Origin of the sequence: Prevotella melaninogenica (assembly GCF_013267595.1) — a bacterium.
Lineage (GTDB): Bacteria > Bacteroidota > Bacteroidia > Bacteroidales > Bacteroidaceae > Prevotella > Prevotella melaninogenica_D.
Map to the genome: position 1 here is coordinate 123,214 of NZ_CP054010.1, position 19,519 is coordinate 142,732.

The 19,519-nt window shown below is 39.9% G+C and carries 15 protein-coding genes; 5 read left to right on the plus strand and 10 right to left on the minus strand.

Translation table 11 applies throughout. From position 1 onward, the window contains the following. Positions 1-98: 98 nt before the first annotated feature. The 3 genes from FIU21_RS00485 (at position 99) to tnpC (ending at position 5,844) form a co-directional block, all read left to right on the plus strand. A complete protein-coding gene (locus FIU21_RS00485) occupies positions 99-2,246 on the plus strand; it encodes a peptidylprolyl isomerase (RefSeq protein ID WP_004359883.1) in 2,148 nt (715 codons plus the stop codon). Positions 2,247-2,469: 223 nt separating this feature from the next. Next, a complete protein-coding gene (locus tag FIU21_RS00490) occupies positions 2,470-4,134 on the plus strand; it encodes an AMP-binding protein (RefSeq protein WP_004359882.1) in 1,665 nt (554 codons plus the stop codon). Between the two features lie 276 nt (positions 4,135-4,410). Further along, positions 4,411-5,844, plus strand: a complete 1,434-nt coding sequence (gene tnpC, locus FIU21_RS00495; RefSeq protein ID WP_172891270.1) for an IS66 family transposase — start codon at positions 4,411-4,413, stop codon at positions 5,842-5,844. Between the two features lie 420 nt (positions 5,845-6,264). Here tnpC and FIU21_RS00500 read toward each other — a convergent pair whose 3' ends face one another. Together FIU21_RS00500 and FIU21_RS00505 are read right to left on the minus strand one after the other, a co-directional pair. After that, a complete protein-coding gene (locus tag FIU21_RS00500) occupies positions 6,265-6,897 on the minus strand; it encodes a cation diffusion facilitator family transporter (RefSeq protein ID WP_004359881.1) in 633 nt (210 codons plus the stop codon). 73 nt (positions 6,898-6,970) lie between these two features. Then, positions 6,971-7,762 (minus strand): Cof-type HAD-IIB family hydrolase, encoded by a 792-nt coding sequence (locus FIU21_RS00505; protein WP_004359880.1) that lies wholly within the window; start codon positions 7,760-7,762, stop codon positions 6,971-6,973. Positions 7,763-7,897: 135 nt separating this feature from the next. On the opposite strand from FIU21_RS00505, the gene trmB reads away from it, so the two are divergent. Further along, on the plus strand, positions 7,898-8,695 hold the full coding sequence (gene trmB, locus FIU21_RS00510) for a tRNA (guanosine(46)-N7)-methyltransferase TrmB (RefSeq protein ID WP_004359879.1): 798 nt from the start codon (positions 7,898-7,900) through the stop codon (positions 8,693-8,695). Positions 8,696-8,904: 209 nt separating this feature from the next. Here the strand turns inward: trmB and FIU21_RS00515 are convergent, their stop codons facing one another. From FIU21_RS00515 to gcvT, 8 genes are all read right to left on the minus strand, one after another. Then, positions 8,905-9,615, minus strand: coding sequence for a LytR/AlgR family response regulator transcription factor (locus FIU21_RS00515; RefSeq protein WP_004359872.1), 711 nt, complete (start codon positions 9,613-9,615; stop codon positions 8,905-8,907). Beyond that, on the minus strand, positions 9,590-10,672 hold the full coding sequence (locus tag FIU21_RS00520; protein ID WP_036886101.1) for a sensor histidine kinase: 1,083 nt from the start codon (positions 10,670-10,672) through the stop codon (positions 9,590-9,592). The genes FIU21_RS00515 and FIU21_RS00520 overlap by 26 nt, the downstream gene beginning before the upstream one ends. Before the next feature lie 251 nt (positions 10,673-10,923). After that, complete coding sequence (locus tag FIU21_RS00525; RefSeq protein ID WP_004359870.1) at positions 10,924-11,529, minus strand: riboflavin synthase; 606 nt, start codon at positions 11,527-11,529, stop codon at positions 10,924-10,926. A gap of 759 nt (positions 11,530-12,288) precedes the next feature. Beyond that, positions 12,289-13,653, minus strand: coding sequence for a dihydrolipoyl dehydrogenase (lpdA, locus tag FIU21_RS00530; RefSeq protein ID WP_004359869.1), 1,365 nt, complete (start codon positions 13,651-13,653; stop codon positions 12,289-12,291). Positions 13,654-13,687: 34 nt separating this feature from the next. Continuing rightward, positions 13,688-15,178 carry an aminomethyl-transferring glycine dehydrogenase subunit GcvPB gene (gene gcvPB, locus FIU21_RS00535; protein ID WP_004359868.1) on the minus strand — a complete coding sequence of 497 codons (1,491 nt, stop codon included), beginning with the start codon at positions 15,176-15,178 and terminating at the stop codon, positions 13,688-13,690. Positions 15,179-15,209: 31 nt separating this feature from the next. After that, positions 15,210-16,520: an aminomethyl-transferring glycine dehydrogenase subunit GcvPA gene (gcvPA, locus tag FIU21_RS00540; protein WP_004359867.1), complete on the minus strand. Its 1,311-nt coding sequence runs from the start codon at positions 16,518-16,520 to the stop codon at positions 15,210-15,212. A 128-nt stretch (positions 16,521-16,648) separates the two neighbouring features. Further along, positions 16,649-17,029: a glycine cleavage system protein GcvH gene (gene gcvH / locus FIU21_RS00545; RefSeq protein WP_004359866.1), complete on the minus strand. Its 381-nt coding sequence runs from the start codon at positions 17,027-17,029 to the stop codon at positions 16,649-16,651. A 38-nt stretch (positions 17,030-17,067) separates the two neighbouring features. Next, positions 17,068-18,153, minus strand: a complete 1,086-nt coding sequence (gcvT, locus tag FIU21_RS00550) for a glycine cleavage system aminomethyltransferase GcvT (protein ID WP_004359865.1) — start codon at positions 18,151-18,153, stop codon at positions 17,068-17,070. 246 nt (positions 18,154-18,399) lie between these two features. Here gcvT and FIU21_RS00555 point away from each other — a divergent pair, with 246 nt between their 5' ends. Continuing rightward, positions 18,400-19,485 carry a 4Fe-4S binding protein gene (locus FIU21_RS00555; RefSeq protein ID WP_036886089.1) on the plus strand — a complete coding sequence of 362 codons (1,086 nt, stop codon included), beginning with the start codon at positions 18,400-18,402 and terminating at the stop codon, positions 19,483-19,485. Positions 19,486-19,519: the final 34 nt, after the last annotated feature.

Sequence of the window (19,519 nt, forward strand, 5' to 3'; positions counted from 1 at the left end):
TCTGAATGAAAAATTATGATACTTGCCCTTTTTTTTGTATTTTTGTGGGCAATTTGTCATATTGAATAGAATAATTAAAATCAAATAATAAATCTAAAATGGCAGCATTAGGAAAAATCAGAAGCAAAGGTGGCATACTGGTAGCAGCTATCGGTCTTGCCTTGTTTGCATTCTTAGCTGGAGATGCAGCTCGCTCGTGTGATGGAATCAAGGGCGAAGCGCGTCAGCAGATTGGAGAAATCTTGGGCAAAAAGATTAGTGTCCAGGATTATCAGAAGTTGATTGATGAGTATCAGTCTGCAATTAAGTTTACTATGCAGCGTGATAATCTCACCGATCAGGAACTTAATCAAGTAAAGGACCAAGTTTGGCAGCAGCTTGTAAGCAATCGTGTTATCGAGGTTGACGCTGAGAAGGTTGGTCTTACTGTAACAGAGAATGAGATTCAGAACGTATTGAATGAGGGTACTAATCCAATGTTGGTTCAGACTCCATTCGTGAACCAGCAGACTGGTCGTTTTGATGTAAATGCTCTAAAGCAGTTCTTTGATAGCTATAACAAGGCTAAGGCTGCAAAGTCTCCACAGGTAGAGCAGATGCAGGCTATCTATGACTATTGGCTCTTTGTAGAGAAGAATCTTCGTGCTCAGTTGCTCGGTCAGAAGTATCAGGCACTGCTCGCAAGTTGTGTTCTCTCAAACAAGGCTGAGGCTAAGATGGCTTTCAAGGATAATAACGAGGAAAGTCAGATTCAACTTGCTTCTTTGGCTTACAGCACTGTAAAAGATTCTGATGTTAAGATGACAGACGATGACCTCAAGGCTAAGTATGCAGAATTGAAGCCAGCTTTCCGCCAGAATGTTGAGACACGTGATATCAAGTTTGTTGACTTCCAGATTAAGGCAAGTGCTGCAGACCGCAGTCAGGTTGTTAAGGAGATGAACGACTTCCAAAAGCAACTTGCTTCTGCAGAAGATCCTGCTGCTGTTGTTAGCAAGAGTGGTTCTGAGATTCCTTATCTTGGTCTTCCTGTAAGTAACAAGGCTTATCAGCAGTATCCTGACATTGCATCAAAGATTGATTCACTTTCTGTAGGTACAACTGGTGTTGTTGAAAACGCTCAGGACAATACTTTAAATATCATCCGTGTACTTTCTAAGGCGCAGTTGGCAGACTCAATCCAGTTCCGTCAGATTAATATTGCAGCTGCAACTCCTGATGAGGCACGTGCTAAGGCAGACTCTATCCAGAAGGCATTGGCTGGTGGTGCTGATTTTGATGCACTTGCAAAGCGTTATGGTCAGACTGGTGAGAAGGTATGGTTTACTGGTCAGCAGTACGAGATGGCTCCAAGTATGAATCAAGACAATCGTACATTTATAAATGCTCTGCTCAATGGTGAGGTGAATGCAACGCAGAATCTTGCTCTTACGCAGGGTAACATTATCCTTCAGGTACTTGATAAGAAGGCCTTTACAACAAAGACAACTGCTGCTGTTATTAAGAAGGTCATAGACTTCTCTAAGGCTACACGCAGCAATGCTTACAATAAGTTCTCTGAGTTTGTTGCTAAGAGTTCTACTGTAGCTGACCTTGAGAAGAATGCTCCTAAGTCTGGTTATCAGGTTCAGTCACTCAATGACATCTCTACGGCTGAGCACTATGTTGGTGGTATTCCTGGTACACGTGATGCTTTGAAGTGGCTCTTCGAGGCTAAGCAGGGTGAGGTTTCACCTCTCTATGAGTGTGGTAATAATGATCACCTCTTGGTTATCGCTTTGACAGCTGTTCATCCACAGGGCTATCGTTCATGGGATGATGCACAGGTAAAGGAAATCCTCAAACGTGAGGTTATTAAAGATAAGAAGGCTGAGAAACTCATGGCTAAGCTCAAGGGTGTAAACTCTATTGCAGCAGCTCAGGCTAAGGGTGCTAAGGTTTCTTCTGTTAATCAGATTACATTTGCAGCTCCAGCATTCGTACAAGCAACTGGTTCTGTAGAGCCAGCTCTCTCTGGTGCAGTTGCGGGTACAGCAGCAGGCAAGTTCTCTAAGGCTCCTGTAAAGGGTAATGCTGGTGTTTATGTGTTCCAGGTAGTAAAGAAGTCTATGCGTGCAGGTTCTAAGTACGATGAGACTTTGGTAATGCAGCAGGCTGCTCAGGCAAATATGCAGTTGGTTGGTAACTTTATGCAGGATCTAATCCTTAAGGCAAAGGTTGTCGATAACCGCTACCTCTTCTTCTAAGAGATAACTACACCTTATATATATAAGACGGATGTACTATCAAAGTATATCCGTCTTTTTTCTTTATATAGCTTTTTTGTGGTTTTAACATGTTGAATATCGTGTTATAATAATTATTTCTTTGATGCTCTCATTTAAGCTAATCTTTATACATTTCCGCACATAATATTTTGAAATGTGCTTATAAATATGTATCTTTGCACACAGATTGAAATATTGTGCAATGGAAAAGATTCCGAGTTTTAATGAATTAATAGAGAAGAGTATCATCGAACATTGGGACCGTGATGCTCTAACAGATTATAAAGGCAAGACCCTTCAATATCATGATGTTGCAAGAAAGATTGAAAAGTTGCACATTATGTTTGAGGCAAGTGGTGTAAAACGTGGTGATAAGATAGCGCTATGTGGAAGAAACTCTTCTGCTTGGGCTGCTTCTTTCCTTGCAGTACTCACTTATGGTGCGGTAGCTGTGCCTATCTTGCATGAGTTTATGCCAGAGCAGATTCATAACATTGTCAATCACTCAGATGCAAAACTTCTTTTTGTAGGTGATGTCGTTGTGACTCAGATTGACGCCATGAAGATGCCAAACTTGGAGGGAATTATTTATATTCCAGATTACTCATTGGTAGTAAGTCGTACGGATAAGTTGACTTATGCACGTGAACATCTCAATGAGGAGTTTGGACGTCGTTACCCTAAGTACTTCCGTCCAGAGCATATACATTACTATCGTGAGCAGAGTCCAGACGAACTTGCTTTGATAAATTATACCAGTGGAACCACAGGTCGCTCTAAAGGTGTAATGCTTCCATACCGTTCTTTATGGAGCAATGCTGATTTTGCTAAGCATGTTTTAGGCCATGTAATTAAGCCCGGAGATAATGTTATCAGTATTCTTCCAATGGCTCACATGTATGGAATGGCATTCGAGTTTATCTATGAGTTTCTCTCAGGTGTTCACATTTACTATTTGACACGTATCCCTTCTCCTGCTATTATCTCTCAAGCACTTCAAGAAGTAAAGCCCGTTATTATGATTGCTGTACCTTTGGTAATTGAGAAGATTATTCGTAAGAAGGTATTCCCAAAGATTCAGAACAATCGTATGCGTCTTCTGCTGAATATGCCAGTAATTAATAAGAAGGTACGTGCAAAGATTCGTGAGCAGGTATATCAGGCCTTTGGTGGTAATCTTTACGAGATTATTATTGGTGGAGCAGCTCTCAATGGTGAAATCGAGAGTTTCTTACGTCGCATAGAGTTCCCATATACTGTAGGTTATGGTGCAACAGAATGTGGTCCAATTATCTGTTATCGTGATTGGAAGACTTTTAAGCAGGGCTCTTGTGGTCAGGCTGCTTTACACCAGGAAGTACGTATCAATAGTTCTGATCCAGTAAACGTACCAGGTGAAATCTTGACCAAGGGACCTAATGTTCTTCTTGGTTACTATAAGAATGAAGAAGATACAGGTCAGACGATTGACAAGGATGGTTGGTTCCATACCGGTGACCTTGGTTTGATGGATGAGGATGGTAACGTCTTTATTAAGGGACGTTCTAAGAATATGCTTCTTGGAAGTAATGGGCAAAATATCTACCCAGAGGAGATAGAGGATAAACTTAATTCTCTGCCTCTCGTAAGTGAATGTTTAGTTATTCAGAGTGGTGAAAAGCTTATTGCCTTAGTTCATCCTGATTATGACGAAGCTCAGAACTTAGGACTCAATGCGGATGACCTCAAGAATATTATGGAGGAAAACCGCACACAGTTGAATACAATTGTACCAGCTTACTGCAAGGTTGCTGAGATACGTATTCAAGAAGAGGAGTTTGAAAAGACACCAAAGAAGTCAATCAAGCGATTCTTATACACAGAATAATCTTTTATTCTATTAGAATATCGGGGATATAAATCCTCTTTTATCCAGCATTTTATGCAACTATGGGTAGAAGGGAATTTATGTCCCTCTTTTGTTTTTACCCTTTTGATAGATTGATTTATAGTTGAGGAAGTATAACTTTGCCCTTTATTATAGTAGTAACTATTCAGCGGTATCGATCAGTCTGTATTCTTTCCTCTGAAATCTTCGTATAAAGACCTATAAAAATGCTTATTTTTCTTGTGTATTTCAGATTTTCTTTGTACCTTTACGACTATGAAAGAGCAAGTTACGGACATATCAAAAGTATTACAAGACATGACAGAAGAGATGCGATTGTTGCGTGAAACTGTCAATCAGCAGTATGCCGAGATTATGAAATTGAACCGTAACATAAATGCTCTGAACCTCCAAATCCGTAAGAAAGATACGGAACTTACAAACTTACGGGAACGCTTAGCTAAATATGAAAACCCAGACAAGAACTCTAATAACAGCAGTACTCCGCCAAGCAAGGAGCGTATGAATGATGAGGTTATCAGAAGAACAAGAAGCCTCCGTAAGCCAAGTGGTAAGAAGCCGGGAGGACAAAAGGGGCATGATGGGCATAAGTTGTCTTGCTCTTCCATACCTGACGAGATAATCGATGAGGTACCCAACTATTGCACTCGTTGCGGAGAATCTTTATCAGATGCAGAACGTGTGCTTGATTATGTGACACAGGTTATTTCCATTCCAGAGTTGAAGCCCGTAATCAAGGAAATCCGACACTATGTGATGGTATGCAAGAACTGTGGTGAACGTATTCGGACGGCACCAAGAAGGCGGTCAAATAACGTGGTATATGCTTCAAGCGTAAAGACTTTAGTGGTTTATCTGAGTGTCGTGCAATTTCTTCCATACGGTCGTATAGCAAGTTTTTTGCGTGAGGTATTCAGTCTCACTCCAAGCGAAGGCTCGCTGGTGAACTGGGTGAATGAGGCAAAGAGAAATGCGCAACCTGTGATTGATAAGATTAAAGAATATATCAAGTCATCAGCAGTTGTTGGTTTCGATGAGAGCGGCTTGTACTGTAACAAAAGACTCGACTGGGCATGGATTGCACAGACTGTTTATTACACATTGCTTTTCCGTGCTGATGGAAGAGGATCGAAGGTATTAGCAGACAAATTTGGCGATAGCTTGGAACGAATGACTGCCGTTACCGACCGCCATAGCGCATACTTTGCACTCCATTTCCTCAACCATCAGGTATGCCTTGCTCACTTACTCCGCGAACTGCAATATCTCTCAGAGTTGAACACTGAGCAAGAGTGGTCTGGAAAAGTAACCAATCTGTTCCGTGAAGCTATTCACGAGCGAAATACCAATCCGAACGACGTTATAGACAAGGTGTCATGGACCCGACGTTTAGACAATCTGCTCAAACAGAGTATAGAGAAGCTTGGTAAAAAGTTTATTACGTTCAGAAAAGGCTTGGTCAAATGCAGAGATTACATTTTCAATTTCCTCGAAAATCCGATGATACCATTTGACAATAATGGAAGCGAAAGGGGAATACGCAAGCTAAAAATCAAACTGAAGAACTCCTGTACATTTCGTTCAGACTTCGGAGCAGACGCTTTCCTTGAACTTCATTCGATTGTAGAAACAGCGAAGAAGCACGACAAAACTCCATATAATGTGATTCAAGCCTTATTTAAGGTTTGATAAATTGATATGCACTGTATATATTGGTTATCGCTGAATAGTGACTTATAGTACGATAATAGTTAATAATGTAAAATAAATTCACATAGCCAATTTGTAAAGACCACCAAATAGCTTGCAATTAACGCCCTTTTGGCTTGCAAAAGGTGCCCTTTTGAAGTCTTATTAACGCCCTTTTGAAGGCTAACTAAGCACCTTTTAAAAGGCTATCTTGTAATGTTTTGAGTGTGAGTTGATTACAAAGGTGTGGTGTGAAGCTATTTTTACGTGTAAAATAGCATGTTGATTTGTGAATTTTGTAATGTTTTTTTCTTTCCTTCTAATATACACTCATCAGACTTATTTTAAGCTGATGAGATAGAATTAATCGGCTATGATTAACCCTGAACTTTAGAATGAAATATGCGATGGCAGACAAAACTATAACATTGTTAGCGATCTGCCAGTATCCCATAATAATCGTTTTGCCCAACGGAGAACAACCAATGCGCTGACAACGGCTACTGCTGAGTCAATCCAAGTAATGTTCCAAAACATGGCACAGAGTATTCCGATGATTGCTCCAATCTCTGTTAGAGCATCTGAAAGGACATGGAGGTAGGCTGCATGGCTATTGTAATCTGCTGTACCATGATGTCCATGAAGGATTGAAGCACTAATAGTGTTTGCTACCAAACCTATTCCTGCTGTTGTTAATGCCAATTCATAGTTGTGGATTTCTCCATGTGAAGATAATCGTTCTACTGCTTCTACGATAATAAAGATAGCTGTGAAAATCAGAAATATACCACTTGTGAAAGCAGCTAAGTTTAGTATCTTTTCTGTATCGTAATGGGTCGTACCCTTGTTTTGTAAGTAGCGTACCAACACGTAGGCTGCCCAATTGAGTCCGATAACCAATACGTGTGAACCCATGTGAACGCCATCTGCAAAGAGTGCCATTGAGTGGGAAGATAGTCCCACAACAATTTCAGCAAGCATAACACAGAAAGCGAAGACTACCACAAAGGCAGTACGTTTTTCTTGTGAAGAACGTTCTATCTTGTTTGACATTGTTTTCTTTAATTCCTAATGTATAGTTATATATGCTTATGAATCAAGATTCAGAAGCCATAACCCTTAATCTTTAGTTGTTTATAATTCCGAAATGTATGAAGGCATTTCGTATGCCGTCCTCATCTACACTTGTTGTGACATAGTCAGCCACAGCCTTTACTCCTTCATAGGCATTTCCCATTGCGACACCGATACCGGCTGTTTGGAGAATCGTCATGTCATTGCCACCATCACCGAAGGCAATACATTCTTCCAAACCGATACCGAGATGCTTTGACATCTGCTTCAATGCGTTCCCTTTGTCAGCTCCTTGTACAGTAATATCGGTGAAATTTGGATGCCAACGTGCTGATACACAGTGTGGCATTGATGAGGAAATAGCCTTCTCATCTTCTTCACTGAAGAAAGGTGTTAGCTGCAGAACGGGTTGGCTGAGCAGTGGCTCTACAGGTTTATTGATATCGATATTGTTAACACCTAAGTCTTGGACGAAAATCTCGTCAAAGATAGGTTTATGATTATGAAGTGCAACAACATCTCGGCCACATACTAAAACGGCATAGTCGCGACGGCTGGCATCCTCAATCATTGCGCGTACCTCGGTTTCGGGAATAGGCATCAAAGTGATATCTTCTTCGCCAACAAAGGAACGCGCACCATTAAAAGTAATATATCCATCAATAAGATGACGGATGGCATCAATGTTATTGATGATGGCTACAGGGCGTCCGGTGGAGATGAAAATCTTTACACCTTGTTCTTTTGCCTGCTCAATAGCCTTTATCGTAGATGCTGGAATCTGGTGCGTCTTAAAGGATACTAACGTACCATCTATGTCGAAGAATGCAGCTTTTATTGCCATGATGAATCACTTTTAGAGTACAAAGGTACAAAAATATCTTGTAATCAAGTGAATTTATAGCTATGCAGTCAGTCTAAATAAATTAAATACTGCTCCTTACGGCTCGTTCCTTATTTTTATTGTACCTTTGCACTCATGAGTAAAGGTAAGTTAAAGAAATTTGCAGAGATGGAAACGTTTAAGAACGTTTTCCAATATCCTTATGGCGTTATCAGTGAAGTTCCGTTTGAAATGAGAGGGCATTGGCGTGAACAGTATTTCCATAACGATAACCCGATTGTACTTGAGTTGGGATGTGGTAAGGGTGAATATACTGTTGGTTTGGCACGTGTTTACCCTAATATCAACTTTATTGGCGTTGATATTAAGGGGGCTCGTATCTATACAGGTGCTAAACAAGCTTTGGAAGAAGGGTTGGATAATGTAGCTTTCTTGCGTACCAGCATTGAGATTATCGACCGTTTCTTTAGCGAAGATGAGGTGCAAGAGATATGGCTTACCTTCTCGGATCCTCAGATGAAGAACGTGCATAAGCGTCTGACTTCTACCTTCTTCATGAATCGTTATCGTCGTTTCTTGATAGATGGTGGTATTGTTCATCTTAAGACGGATTCAAACTTCCTCTTTACATATACTACCTACATGGTTAATGTGAACCATTTGCCAGTTCTGTTCCGTACGGAAGACCTCTATGGTAATGAGTTAAGCGAGGGGAGGGTAGCTGAGAATCAGATGGATGAGAAGACACGTGAGATTCTTGGTATTCATACTTATTATGAGAATCAATGGATTGAACGTGGATTGAACATCAAGTATATGAAGTTCCAGTTACCAAGAGAAGGTGAACTGGTAGAGCCAGATGTTGAGATTGAACTTGATGATTACCGCTCATTTAAGCGCACGAAACGCAGTGGATTGACTACGAGTAAGTAGCGTTGTTCTGATGTTTGCGTGGTAGAAACATATATATATGAGTTTTGAATTGGATTAGTTTCACTATCCATTTCGTCTTTTTGACTTTTCTTACCCATATAGTTATCTATGGGTTTAAAGCATAAAAAAGACACTAACTTCTATTTTCTTCTTTTGAAAGAGACAGAAGTTAGTGTCTTTATTATTTTGTTTGTTTTATCTTTTCAAACTTATAATGTATGTCCATCAAGATAATCTTGAAGAACTGACTTATAACTATCTGAGATTGGAAGGATAGCATCACCGATTACAACGCGGAAACGATCAATGCCATCAATCTTCTTCATGTGTACGATGTAGGAACGATGAATGCGCATGAATTCAGGTTTAGGAAGTGACTCCTCAATCTTCTTCATGTTCATTAGACTCATGATTGGCTTATGGTCGTTAGCAAGATAAATCTTAACATAGTCCTTCAATCCTTCAATATAGAGGATGTCATCAAACATGATTTTAACCAGTTTGTACTCACTCTTCACAAAGATAAAGCGGTCGTTCGATGCATTCTCTGTCTGACGGGTACTTTGGAACCAGTCTAAAGCCCTGTTTGCACCTGCTAAGAAGTCATCATAGCTAATTGGCTTCATAAGATAATCAATTGCATTTGCCTTGTAACCATCTATAGCATATTGGCTGAATGCAGTTGTGAAAATAATCTTAGTTTCCTTTGGTAGAATCTTTGCAAACTCCAGTCCACTAAGTTCAGGCATCTGTATATCTAAGAATATGAGGTCAACCCTATTCTCACGGATGGCTTTTACGCCTTCTACAGCACTATTAAAAACACCAATTAAGTTCAAAAAGAGTGTTTTCTTAGCATAACTCGCAAGCAAGTCTGCTGCTAAAGGTTCGTCGTCAATGATTATACAGTTTAGTGTCATAAATGATAATTTTAGATGAATATGTATTTCTATTACGATCAAATCCCTTCTCCCATTTGTACTTACCAGGGTAAGCAAGCTCAAGACGGCGCTCTACTTGTTTGAGACCTATGCCGTGACCGTTCCTTTCTGCCTCTCCCTTTGGGTTGTTACTATTTTGTATGGAGAATATTATTTGCTCATTATTTGCATCTAACTTTATGTGAATAAAGTTCTTTTGCTCTGGATTAATACCATGTTTAAAGGCATTCTCTAACAATGAGATAAATATCATTGGCGCAACATGGATGTTACAATTAGATGGGATGTTACACTCGCGTTTGATTTCTACATTCTCTGGTATGCGTATCATCATCAAGTCGACATAATTGTGTAAGAACTCTACTTCTTCCTTCAGGCAGACGTAAGGCTGCTGGTTGTCATAGAGAATATGTCGTAACATCTTTGAAAGGTCGATAATTGCCTTCTGCGCCTTTTCTGTATCGAAAGCTGTCAGCGCGTAGATATTATTCATTGTGTTGAGCAAAAAGTGTGGGTTGACTTGCTGACGTAAGTTTACCAACTCAGCCTTTGTCATTGCTGTTTCTGCCTCACGCTTTTCCTTTTCAGCCTTTGACCAACGCTGTGCCATTAGTATCGATGTTGCAACACCAGCACAGATACTTAGGTTAAAGACATTGCGTATAATAAAAAAGATGTGTGGGTATACGTACTTGTCCTCTTTGTTTTCTACAAAGATTTGGTATGGATAAGTCGTCAGGTTTTGCTCACCTGAGATGTAGTATAACCATTCGTGCTGTGCAATAGATAAGAAAAGGATGAGCAGTGTATTGATTACCCAAAACTCTTTCTTCCGTCCCTTTAATAACATGGGGGCAAGTACAAAATAATTGGTATATGCAACTGCCATCATTGAAAGGGGAATGATATATATCGACAAGTCGTTTTGCCATGATGTATGTCCTTGCGGAGCGTACAAAATTGGTATGAGGAAAAGCGGAAGCCAAATGATAATTTGGTTCCAAAAGCTCTTAAATATGTCTGTTTGTTTCCTCATTTATTACTTTTATTTGTCTTTACAACTATATCTGCAAACAAAGGTAATAAAACTTTTTGTAAAATAAAATGTATTGACTGAATATGTGAGTTTTTTTTACATTAACCTATTGTTATATATATACAAAAGGTTTTTAATTAACTTATTTTTATAATAAAACAACCCTAAACAACACTAAAATAGCTTTCTTTACTCTATTTCCTACGTTGTTTAGGGTTGTTAGATGCTGTGATAATAAATATTTACAATATCTATTTTGTAAAGCTGTTTAAGCGTGCTATATATTTGCCAAGAATGTCAAACTCGAGGTTTACCACAGTGCCAATATTAATGTCAGCAAAATTGGTATTCTCTCGTGTGTAAGGAATGATGGCTACCTTAAAGCTGTTATCTGTAGGTTCGCAAACAGTCAGCGAGACGCCATTGACCGTAACTGACCCTTTATCAACAGTGAAATAGCCACGTTGTGCCATCTCTCGGTTGCACGGATATTCGAAGGTGAAATAGGTACTACCATCTGCATCTTCCATATTAACACACTTAGCTGTTTGATCAACGTGACCTTGTACGATGTGTCCATCTAATCTACCGTTCATAATCATTGAACGTTCTATATTCACACGATCCCCCACTTTGAGTAAGCCTAAGTTCGAGCGTTCAAGGGTTTCCTTCATGGCTGTCACCGTATAGGTATCGTCTTGGAAGCGAACGACCGTAAGGCACACTCCATTGTGTGCAATACTTTGGTCAATCTTCAATTCCTTTGTAAATGAACATTGAAAAGTGAAATGGATATTCTCCTGTTCATGTTCAATCCCTCTAAGGATTGCCATCTCTTCTACAATTCCTGAGAACATTGCTAAATTTCTTTTATTATCCCCTTTAAGAAAGCCTAAATGATGGTATAAGTATTGATAGATAATCTTTTATAACTTCACAGGCTACTTATAGGAGGTTAAGTTTTACATAATTACTATACGCTTGAATAATTGAAAAAGGTGGGGAATCACTTGGAAACCCCACCTCAATCCCTCTTCTTTAAAGAAATGGGAATTAGAAAAGTCGTATCGACGATGTGATGAAAAGTCCGAGTATCAATGATAAGAGAGCTCCTCGTCTTTGTAATCCACTGACCTTGCGGCTTAGTCGCTGAAATGCGATTTATGTGGCCCGCCATTAACAAAAGAAGTCATCTCGGGTTTTCTAATTTATTTGATGACTATCCCGATCGAATCGATACGACTAAATCTGTATCCTTTCTGCGTGCAAAGTTAGCATAAAGATTTTTATCCTCCAAACATTTTATACTTAAAAGTATTTACTTCTGGAGGTGAATCCCTTTGTTCTTTGTGTTGAAAGGAGCAGAAATGATAATGTTCTTTTGTGTATAACTTTAATAGTTTATTGGTTTTATAACCTTCTTTTGATAACAATTTGCCCTCGTCATGAGTACATATTTGCAGGTGTTTATCGCTCCACACCATTGGTGCTAAGCATCAACACGACATGTGCTAAGCCTCCGCACCACACGTGCTAAGTATCGGCACGTTGATTAAATGTGAGAAGAAAGGTTCATTATTGTCATTTTAGAGAATGAAACCAATATTCTTGTCTTTTTATAGGAGTGCATCTTGTAGAATTTCACTTAACGTAGGATGGATATGAATGATGTCTCGTATCTTATCCAGTTTAGCATCATAATTCATTAAAGCTGCAACTTCTTGAATAAGGTCGGCAGAGTGTGCGCCATAGCTGTGTGCGCCCAATATAGAGCCATCTTCAGCTATCAGCACCTTTATCATACCTTCAGTTTCTTCCATGCTTAAAGCCTTACCATTGGCGCGATAGAAGCCTTTTCGAGTAGAAAACTTTATTTCCTCAGCTTTACACTGGTCTTCAGTCTTACCCACGCAGGCTGCTTCTGGATATGTAAAGATTGCAGATGGCATGATATCAAGGCGGATATTATCGTCCTTTCCAAGAATATGATTGACAGCACGGAAGCCTTGGAAGGTTGCTGCATGCGCTAACATTTGGCGTGCATTGACGTCACCGATAGCATATACACCCTTCACATTTGTTTCCATATTGTCATTGACAACAATACCCTTTGCGTTTACTTCTATGCCAGTTGTTTCAATACCAATATTGTCGAAGTTAGCTTGACGACCGGTAGCAATCAATACAAGGTCGGTATCAATTCTATCTTCTTTACCCTTTTTATCGAATACAACGGTTGTATACTCTTGTCCACTCTCTGCAGGTGATAGGATTTGTTTTACGGCACTCTGCATGTAGAAGGTTACACCTCTTTTCTCTAATGTCTTCCTTAAGCGTTTAGCTATGTCGCTGTCAATAGGAGGGAGGCATTCCTTCATAAATTCAATAACTGTCACTTCACTACCGAAAGCTGAGAAAGCCGAGGCAAATTCCATTCCGATAACTCCTGCTCCAATGATTGTGAGACGGTTAGGAACTTTCGCAATAGAAAGTAATTCTGTGGATGTGACAATGTTTTGTGCTGTTTCAGACTGGCTCAAGAAGTCTTCTTCACTCATGAAAGGTGGCATCTTTGAACGTGATCCAGTCGCAATGATGATATGCTCAGCCTCTATTTGTTCGCCATTTACTTCAATAACATGGTCAGAAACAAATCGAGCCTCGCCTACAATAAAGTCTATACCAGGCTGACTAAGCAAAGTGCTTACGCCCTCTCTAAGTTGATTGATAACTCCTTCTTTCCTCTCCATTACCTTTGTAAAATCGAGCGGGGGAGTCGTTTCGTAAAGAGAAGAAGTCGTAAGGCGTAGCTCAGCATCATGTGCAAGGCATTTCGTAGGAATACAACCAGCATTCAGACAGGTTCCACCAGGCTGTGCTTTCTCAATGATAGTCACTTCCAAACCATTCTGAGCAGCATAGGAAGCGGTTCGGTAACCACCAGGTCCCGAACCGATTATTAATAGATTTGTCTTTTTCATATTCAATCTCTAATAGAGTTACTGTGGAGATATGCTATACATTCTCCTCTACGTCGTTGACAAGCTGACGATAAGTAAGGATTGGATGCTTAGCTGCAAGAACATCATCTACACGTCCAATAGGTGTGTTGTATGGTGCTCCCTTAACAAGCTCTGGGTTCTCAAGAGCCTCTTTAGCAATAGTATGCATCACCTCTATAAATCCATCAATAGTGTCCTTACTTTCAGTTTCAGTAGGCTCAATCATCATAGCCTCATGGAACAGAAGTGGGAAATATATTGTTGGAGCATGATAGCCATAATCGAGTAGGCGTTTGGCAACATCCATTGTTGTTACACCGGTACTCTTATCCTTCAAACCATCGAATACAAACTCGTGTTTACAAAGTGTGTCAATAGGAAGTTCGTAATCATCCTTTAAACATTCCTTGATATAGTTCGCATTTAGAGTTGCAAATGGTCCAACCTCCTTGAGATGCTTCTTGCCAAGTGTGAGAATATAAGTATAGGCACGAAGGATAACGAGGAAATTGCCGAGGTAACCGCTAATACGAATATTATCAGACGAGAACTCTCCTGTCGTATCTGGATTGTCAACAACAAAACCATCCTTTGTTTTCTTTACATGTGGCTTTGGAAGGAATGGAATTAGTTTCTCGGCGACACCGACAGGACCAGCACCAGGACCACCTCCACCATGTGGTGTAGAGAATGTCTTGTGTAGATTGAGGTGAATAACATCGAATCCCATGTCTCCAGGACGTGCTGCACCTAATAGTGGATTGAGGTTGGCACCATCATAATACAGCAGACCGCCACAGTCATGTATGAGCTTAGCAATCTCTGGAATATCTTTCTCAAAGAGACCTAAGGTGTTAGGATTGGTCATCATCATACCCGCAATGTCATCACCCAAGAGAGGTTTTAAGTCGTTGACATCAACAAGTCCTTCAGCTGTACTCTTTACTTCCACAATCTCTAAACCACAAACAGCAGCAGAGGCAGGGTTAGTACCATGAGCAGAGTCAGGTACGATAACTTTTGTTCGCTTTGTGTCACCACGCTGTTGATGGTAAGATGCTATGAGCATCAGACCTGTTAACTCGCCATGCGCACCAGCGTATGGGTTAAGTGTGACTTCTGCCATACCCGTAATAGAAGCAAGAGCACGTTGAATATTGTATTCAACCTCCAGTGCACCTTGGACTGTTTCAATAGGTTGGTGGGGGTGAAGGGCTGTAAAGCATGGCATTGAAGCTATCTCTTCGTTGATGACAGGATTGTACTTCATCGTACAAGACCCCAGAGGATAGAAACCATTATCAACGCCAAAGTTATTCTCACTATGATTAGTATAATGACGTACAACCGTCATCTCATCACATTCTGGTAGCTCTGCATCTTTCTCTCGTTTGCAGAAGTCGGGTAAAGGATGATGGCCAAAACGATTCTCAGGGAGGCTGTAAGCACGTCTTCCTGGATGTGACAACTCAAATATCAGATTGCCATATAGTTTATTATTCATTGTTGCGTAGATTTAGAAAAACTTTGTGTGACTATAATAATCCGACGAGTGTATCAATCTCCTCTTTTGTACGTTTCTCTGTAACGGCAATAAGGAGTTTGTCATCATCAACCTTGATACCTGGGAGAATGCCCTGTTTGATAGCCTTGTCGAAGAAGGTGTCGCGTTCCTTCATTTGAATAAGGAACTCATTAAAGAAAGGCTTGTTGTAAACAAGCTTAACTTTTCCTGTACTAAGGAGTTGTTCGCAAAGGTAATGTGCACCATCATAGCCTATCTGTGCTGCTTCCTTTATACCCTCTTTTCCCATCATACTCATGTAGATTGTAGCATAAAGCGCCATCAAACTCTGGTTAGAACAGATGTTTGAAGTTGCTTTCTGACGACGGATATGCTGTTCACGTGCTTGTAGCGTCAGTGCGAATACACGCTGTCCACGGCTATCGCATGTCTTACCCACGATACGACCAGGGAGCTTACGCATTAGCTTTTCAGTTGAACACATGTAGCCTGCGTATGGTCCACCAAATGCCATTGGAAGTCCAAGACTCTGAATATCGCCTATAGCAATGTCTGCACCCCATTCTCCTGGTGTCTTTAATAAAGCAAGGTCAGCTGCAACACTGTTAATAATGAACAGTGCCTTTTCTTCATGGCAAGTATCAGCAAAGCCTGTAAAGTCTTCAATAATACCATGTCGATTAGGCTGTTGTACGATAACTCCAGCCACACCACCTGCCTGCAATTGGTTCTTTAAGTCTTCGTGTGAAGTCTCTCCATCAACCGCCTTGATTGCCTTGAGCTTAATGCCATGAAAATGTGCGTAAGTCTTTAATACGCCAATGATATTCTTGCATAAAGTCTCAGAATATAATACAGTGTCAGCCTTCTTGGCATTATCAAAAGCTACCATCATAGCTTCAGCACTTGCTGTAGTGCCTTCATACATAGAAGCGTTGGCAATATCCATACCAGTAAGTTCAGCCATCATACTTTGGAACTCAAAGATATAATGGAGTGTTCCTTGTGATATTTCAGCTTGATAGGGGGTATATGATGTAAGAAACTCCGAACGACTGAGAAGATTCTGAATAACACTTGGCGCATAGTGGTCATATACACCTCCACCTGCGAAGCAAGTAAGTTTGTCATTCTTTTGTCCAAGTTTCTCAAAGAAAGCGCGTATTTCTAACTCGCTCATCGTCTCAGGAATATCATAATCTCCCTTGAAACGGATGCTCTCGGGTACTTCAGCATATAGGTCTTCAAGCTTCTTTATGCCAATACGGTCAAGCATCTGTTGTATATCCTCACCTGTGTGAGGTAAAAACTTATGAATCATTTGTTTAGGATTGAATAGGTTAGTAGTAGACTGATATAAATATAAATAAGCGTTTATAAGCGATGATAGGCTTTTCTATCATCACCTATTTGCACTTATAAACGCCCATATATTTATTTCGTAGAACTTTATTCTGCACAGAATTCTTCGTAAGCTTTAGCATCCATAAGATTCTTTAGCTCTGCAGTATCTGTAAGTTCAACTTTTATAATCCAGTTTTCGTATGCATCTTTATTGAGCAAGTCTGGTTCATCTTCCAATGCCTCATTAACTTCGATAACCTTACCTGAGACTGGAGACTTGAGGTCTGAAGCAGCCTTAACACTCTCGATAGCACCGAAATCTTCGTCTACTTCAATGTTATCGTCTACATCTGGCATATCAACATATACGATGTTACCTAAAGCGTGCTGTGCATAATCGGTAATACCAATATAGCCAACACTGCCAACTACTTTCACGAATTCATGTGACTCTGAATAATAGAGTCCTTCAATAACTTTTGCCATAATATTATTTTTTTGATTGTTTATTAGCTTTATAGATTTTATTTCTTATAGTGATTCTCATAGAATTTCTTCTTAACAACAGTGCCTGGGAAAGTCTTCTTGCGGATTTGGATCTCAAGTCTATCACCCAACTGAACGGAAGCTTCTACCAATGCGACAGCACAACTCTTATCAACAGAGATGAGGTGGTAGCCCGTGGTGACTTCACCAACTTCTACACCATCTTTCAGAACCTTGTATCCATGACGAGGAATAGCATTATCGTCTAACTCAATACCACGGAGACGCTGGCTGACACCTTCTGCCTTTTGTTTCAAAAGGGCTTCCTTTCCGATAAACTCTTCTTTATCAAACTTCACGAACATTGATAAACCAGCCATGACTGGAGTTATCTTATCAGAAAGTTCATTACCATATAGAGGCATTCCTACCTCAAAACGCAAGGTGTCTCGGCAGCCTAATCCACAAGGTTTTACGCCAGCTTCAATCAGTTTATCCCATATCTTTACGATATATTCTGGTGTGCCATAAACTTCAAAACCGTCTTCTCCAGTGTATCCTGTACGAGAAACGATAACCTCAGTACCATCTTGCTGAAGACGCTTTACCTCATAGAACTTCAATTCTTTGCAAGCAAGCCCGAGTACATCTTCTAACATGCTTTCAGCCTTTGGACCTTGAATTGCTAACTGACCATAAGCTTCGCTCTTGTTCTCAATAATAACATCGAAACCTTCTGCGTTCTGTTCAATCCATGCTATGTCCTTATCAATGTTGGAAGCATTGATTGTCATGAGGTACAAGTGGTCGTCAAGTTTACAAATACATGTGTCATCTACAACTCCACCATCAGGGTAGCAAATCATACCGTAAAGCACCTTACCCGCAGCAAGTCCGTTTACGTCATTTGTAAAGATATGGTTAATAAACTTGTCTGCTTCGGGACCTGATACTATAACCTCTCCCATGTGAGACACATCAAAAACTCCGCAATGTTCTCTTACTGCGTTATGCTCATCAATAATTCCTGTATATTGGATGGGCATGTCAAAGCCTGCAAAAGGAGTGATAAGTGCACCTAATGCTACGTGTTTGTCATATAGACATGTTCTTTTGTTTGTCATATTGTTTAGGTTTATAAGTTTGGTTCTTCGTTTGGTAGCTTGTAAGTATATGCTTAGGTAGACCTATTTGCAAAGTCTGCTTGCAAATATAGGAAAAAGCCGTGAAGAGGCAAAATAAAATATAATATTTTGATGTTAATAAAGTTAAAGTGTAAAAAAGTTCAATTATCTGTATCTCACATTAGGTTGATTTCGATATTTATTTGTATTTTTGCATTTCCCAGAATAAAAAGATGTATCAGTTTAATGAAGAAACTTCAACAATTATTTTTGTTATTAGCCTGCATATTGGTTTTGGCAGTTGCGGCTGTACAACGTGATGGAAAACTATTGGGTAATCGTGTGTTTAGTAATGATAACAAGGAAACAAAAACCAAGATAGATACCCTTCGTACATTAGATGATGGTAGGGTTGTTATCAATACCACTTATTTAGCAAAGGATGTAAAGGGCTTTGGAGGCACAGTTCCTTTAGATATTTATCTTAAGAAAGGGAAAGTACAGCAGGTAAAGGCATTACATAATTCTGAGACCCCCGAATTCTTCCAAGAAGCCAGTGAATTATTAAATCGTTGGAATGGTAAAACGACCGAGCAGGCGTTGGCTATGAAGGTTGACGGCGTAACTGGAGCCACTTACTCTTCAAATGCTATTATTGGAAATATGAAGGCTGGTTTACAGTATGCGGCTAAGAATGTGAAAGAGACTTCATTCTTAGATAGACTGGACTTACGAGCAAAGACGATAATTGGTTTTATTGTTGTTCTTATGGCAGCTATTATTCCTTTGTTTGTTAAGAACAAGCGTTATCGTGTCTTCCAGCTCTTATTGAACTTTGTGGTTTTAGGCTTATGGGGAGGAACATTCATTTCATGGTCTGTTCTTGTTGGCTTCATGTCTGGTGGTATGAATGTATGGATATCATTGATTCCTATCATTATGTTGATAACAGCCTTCATTTATCCCCTTTTTGGTAAGAAGAATTACTACTGTACGCATGTTTGTCCGTTAGGCTCTGTACAAGAGTTGGCGGGAATGATAAATCATAATAAGTTGAAGATGAGCAAACAGACTGTACAATATCTTGAACATTTCCGTAAACTATTGTTTTGGGTGTTGATGATCTTGATGCTTGCAGGTGTTTGGTCACAGTGGATGGATTATGAATTGTTTGTAGCTTTTATATTCAAATCAGCAGCTTGGGTAATTATTCTGATAGCTGTTGTGTTTATCTTGCTGTCATTCTTTGTACCACGTCCTTATTGTCGCTTTGTCTGTCCAATGGGAAGTCTATTAAAGTTGCCTACAACTAAGGTTACAAAGTGGGTGTAGTGTAGGAATAAAACAGCCCACATCCATCTTTAAG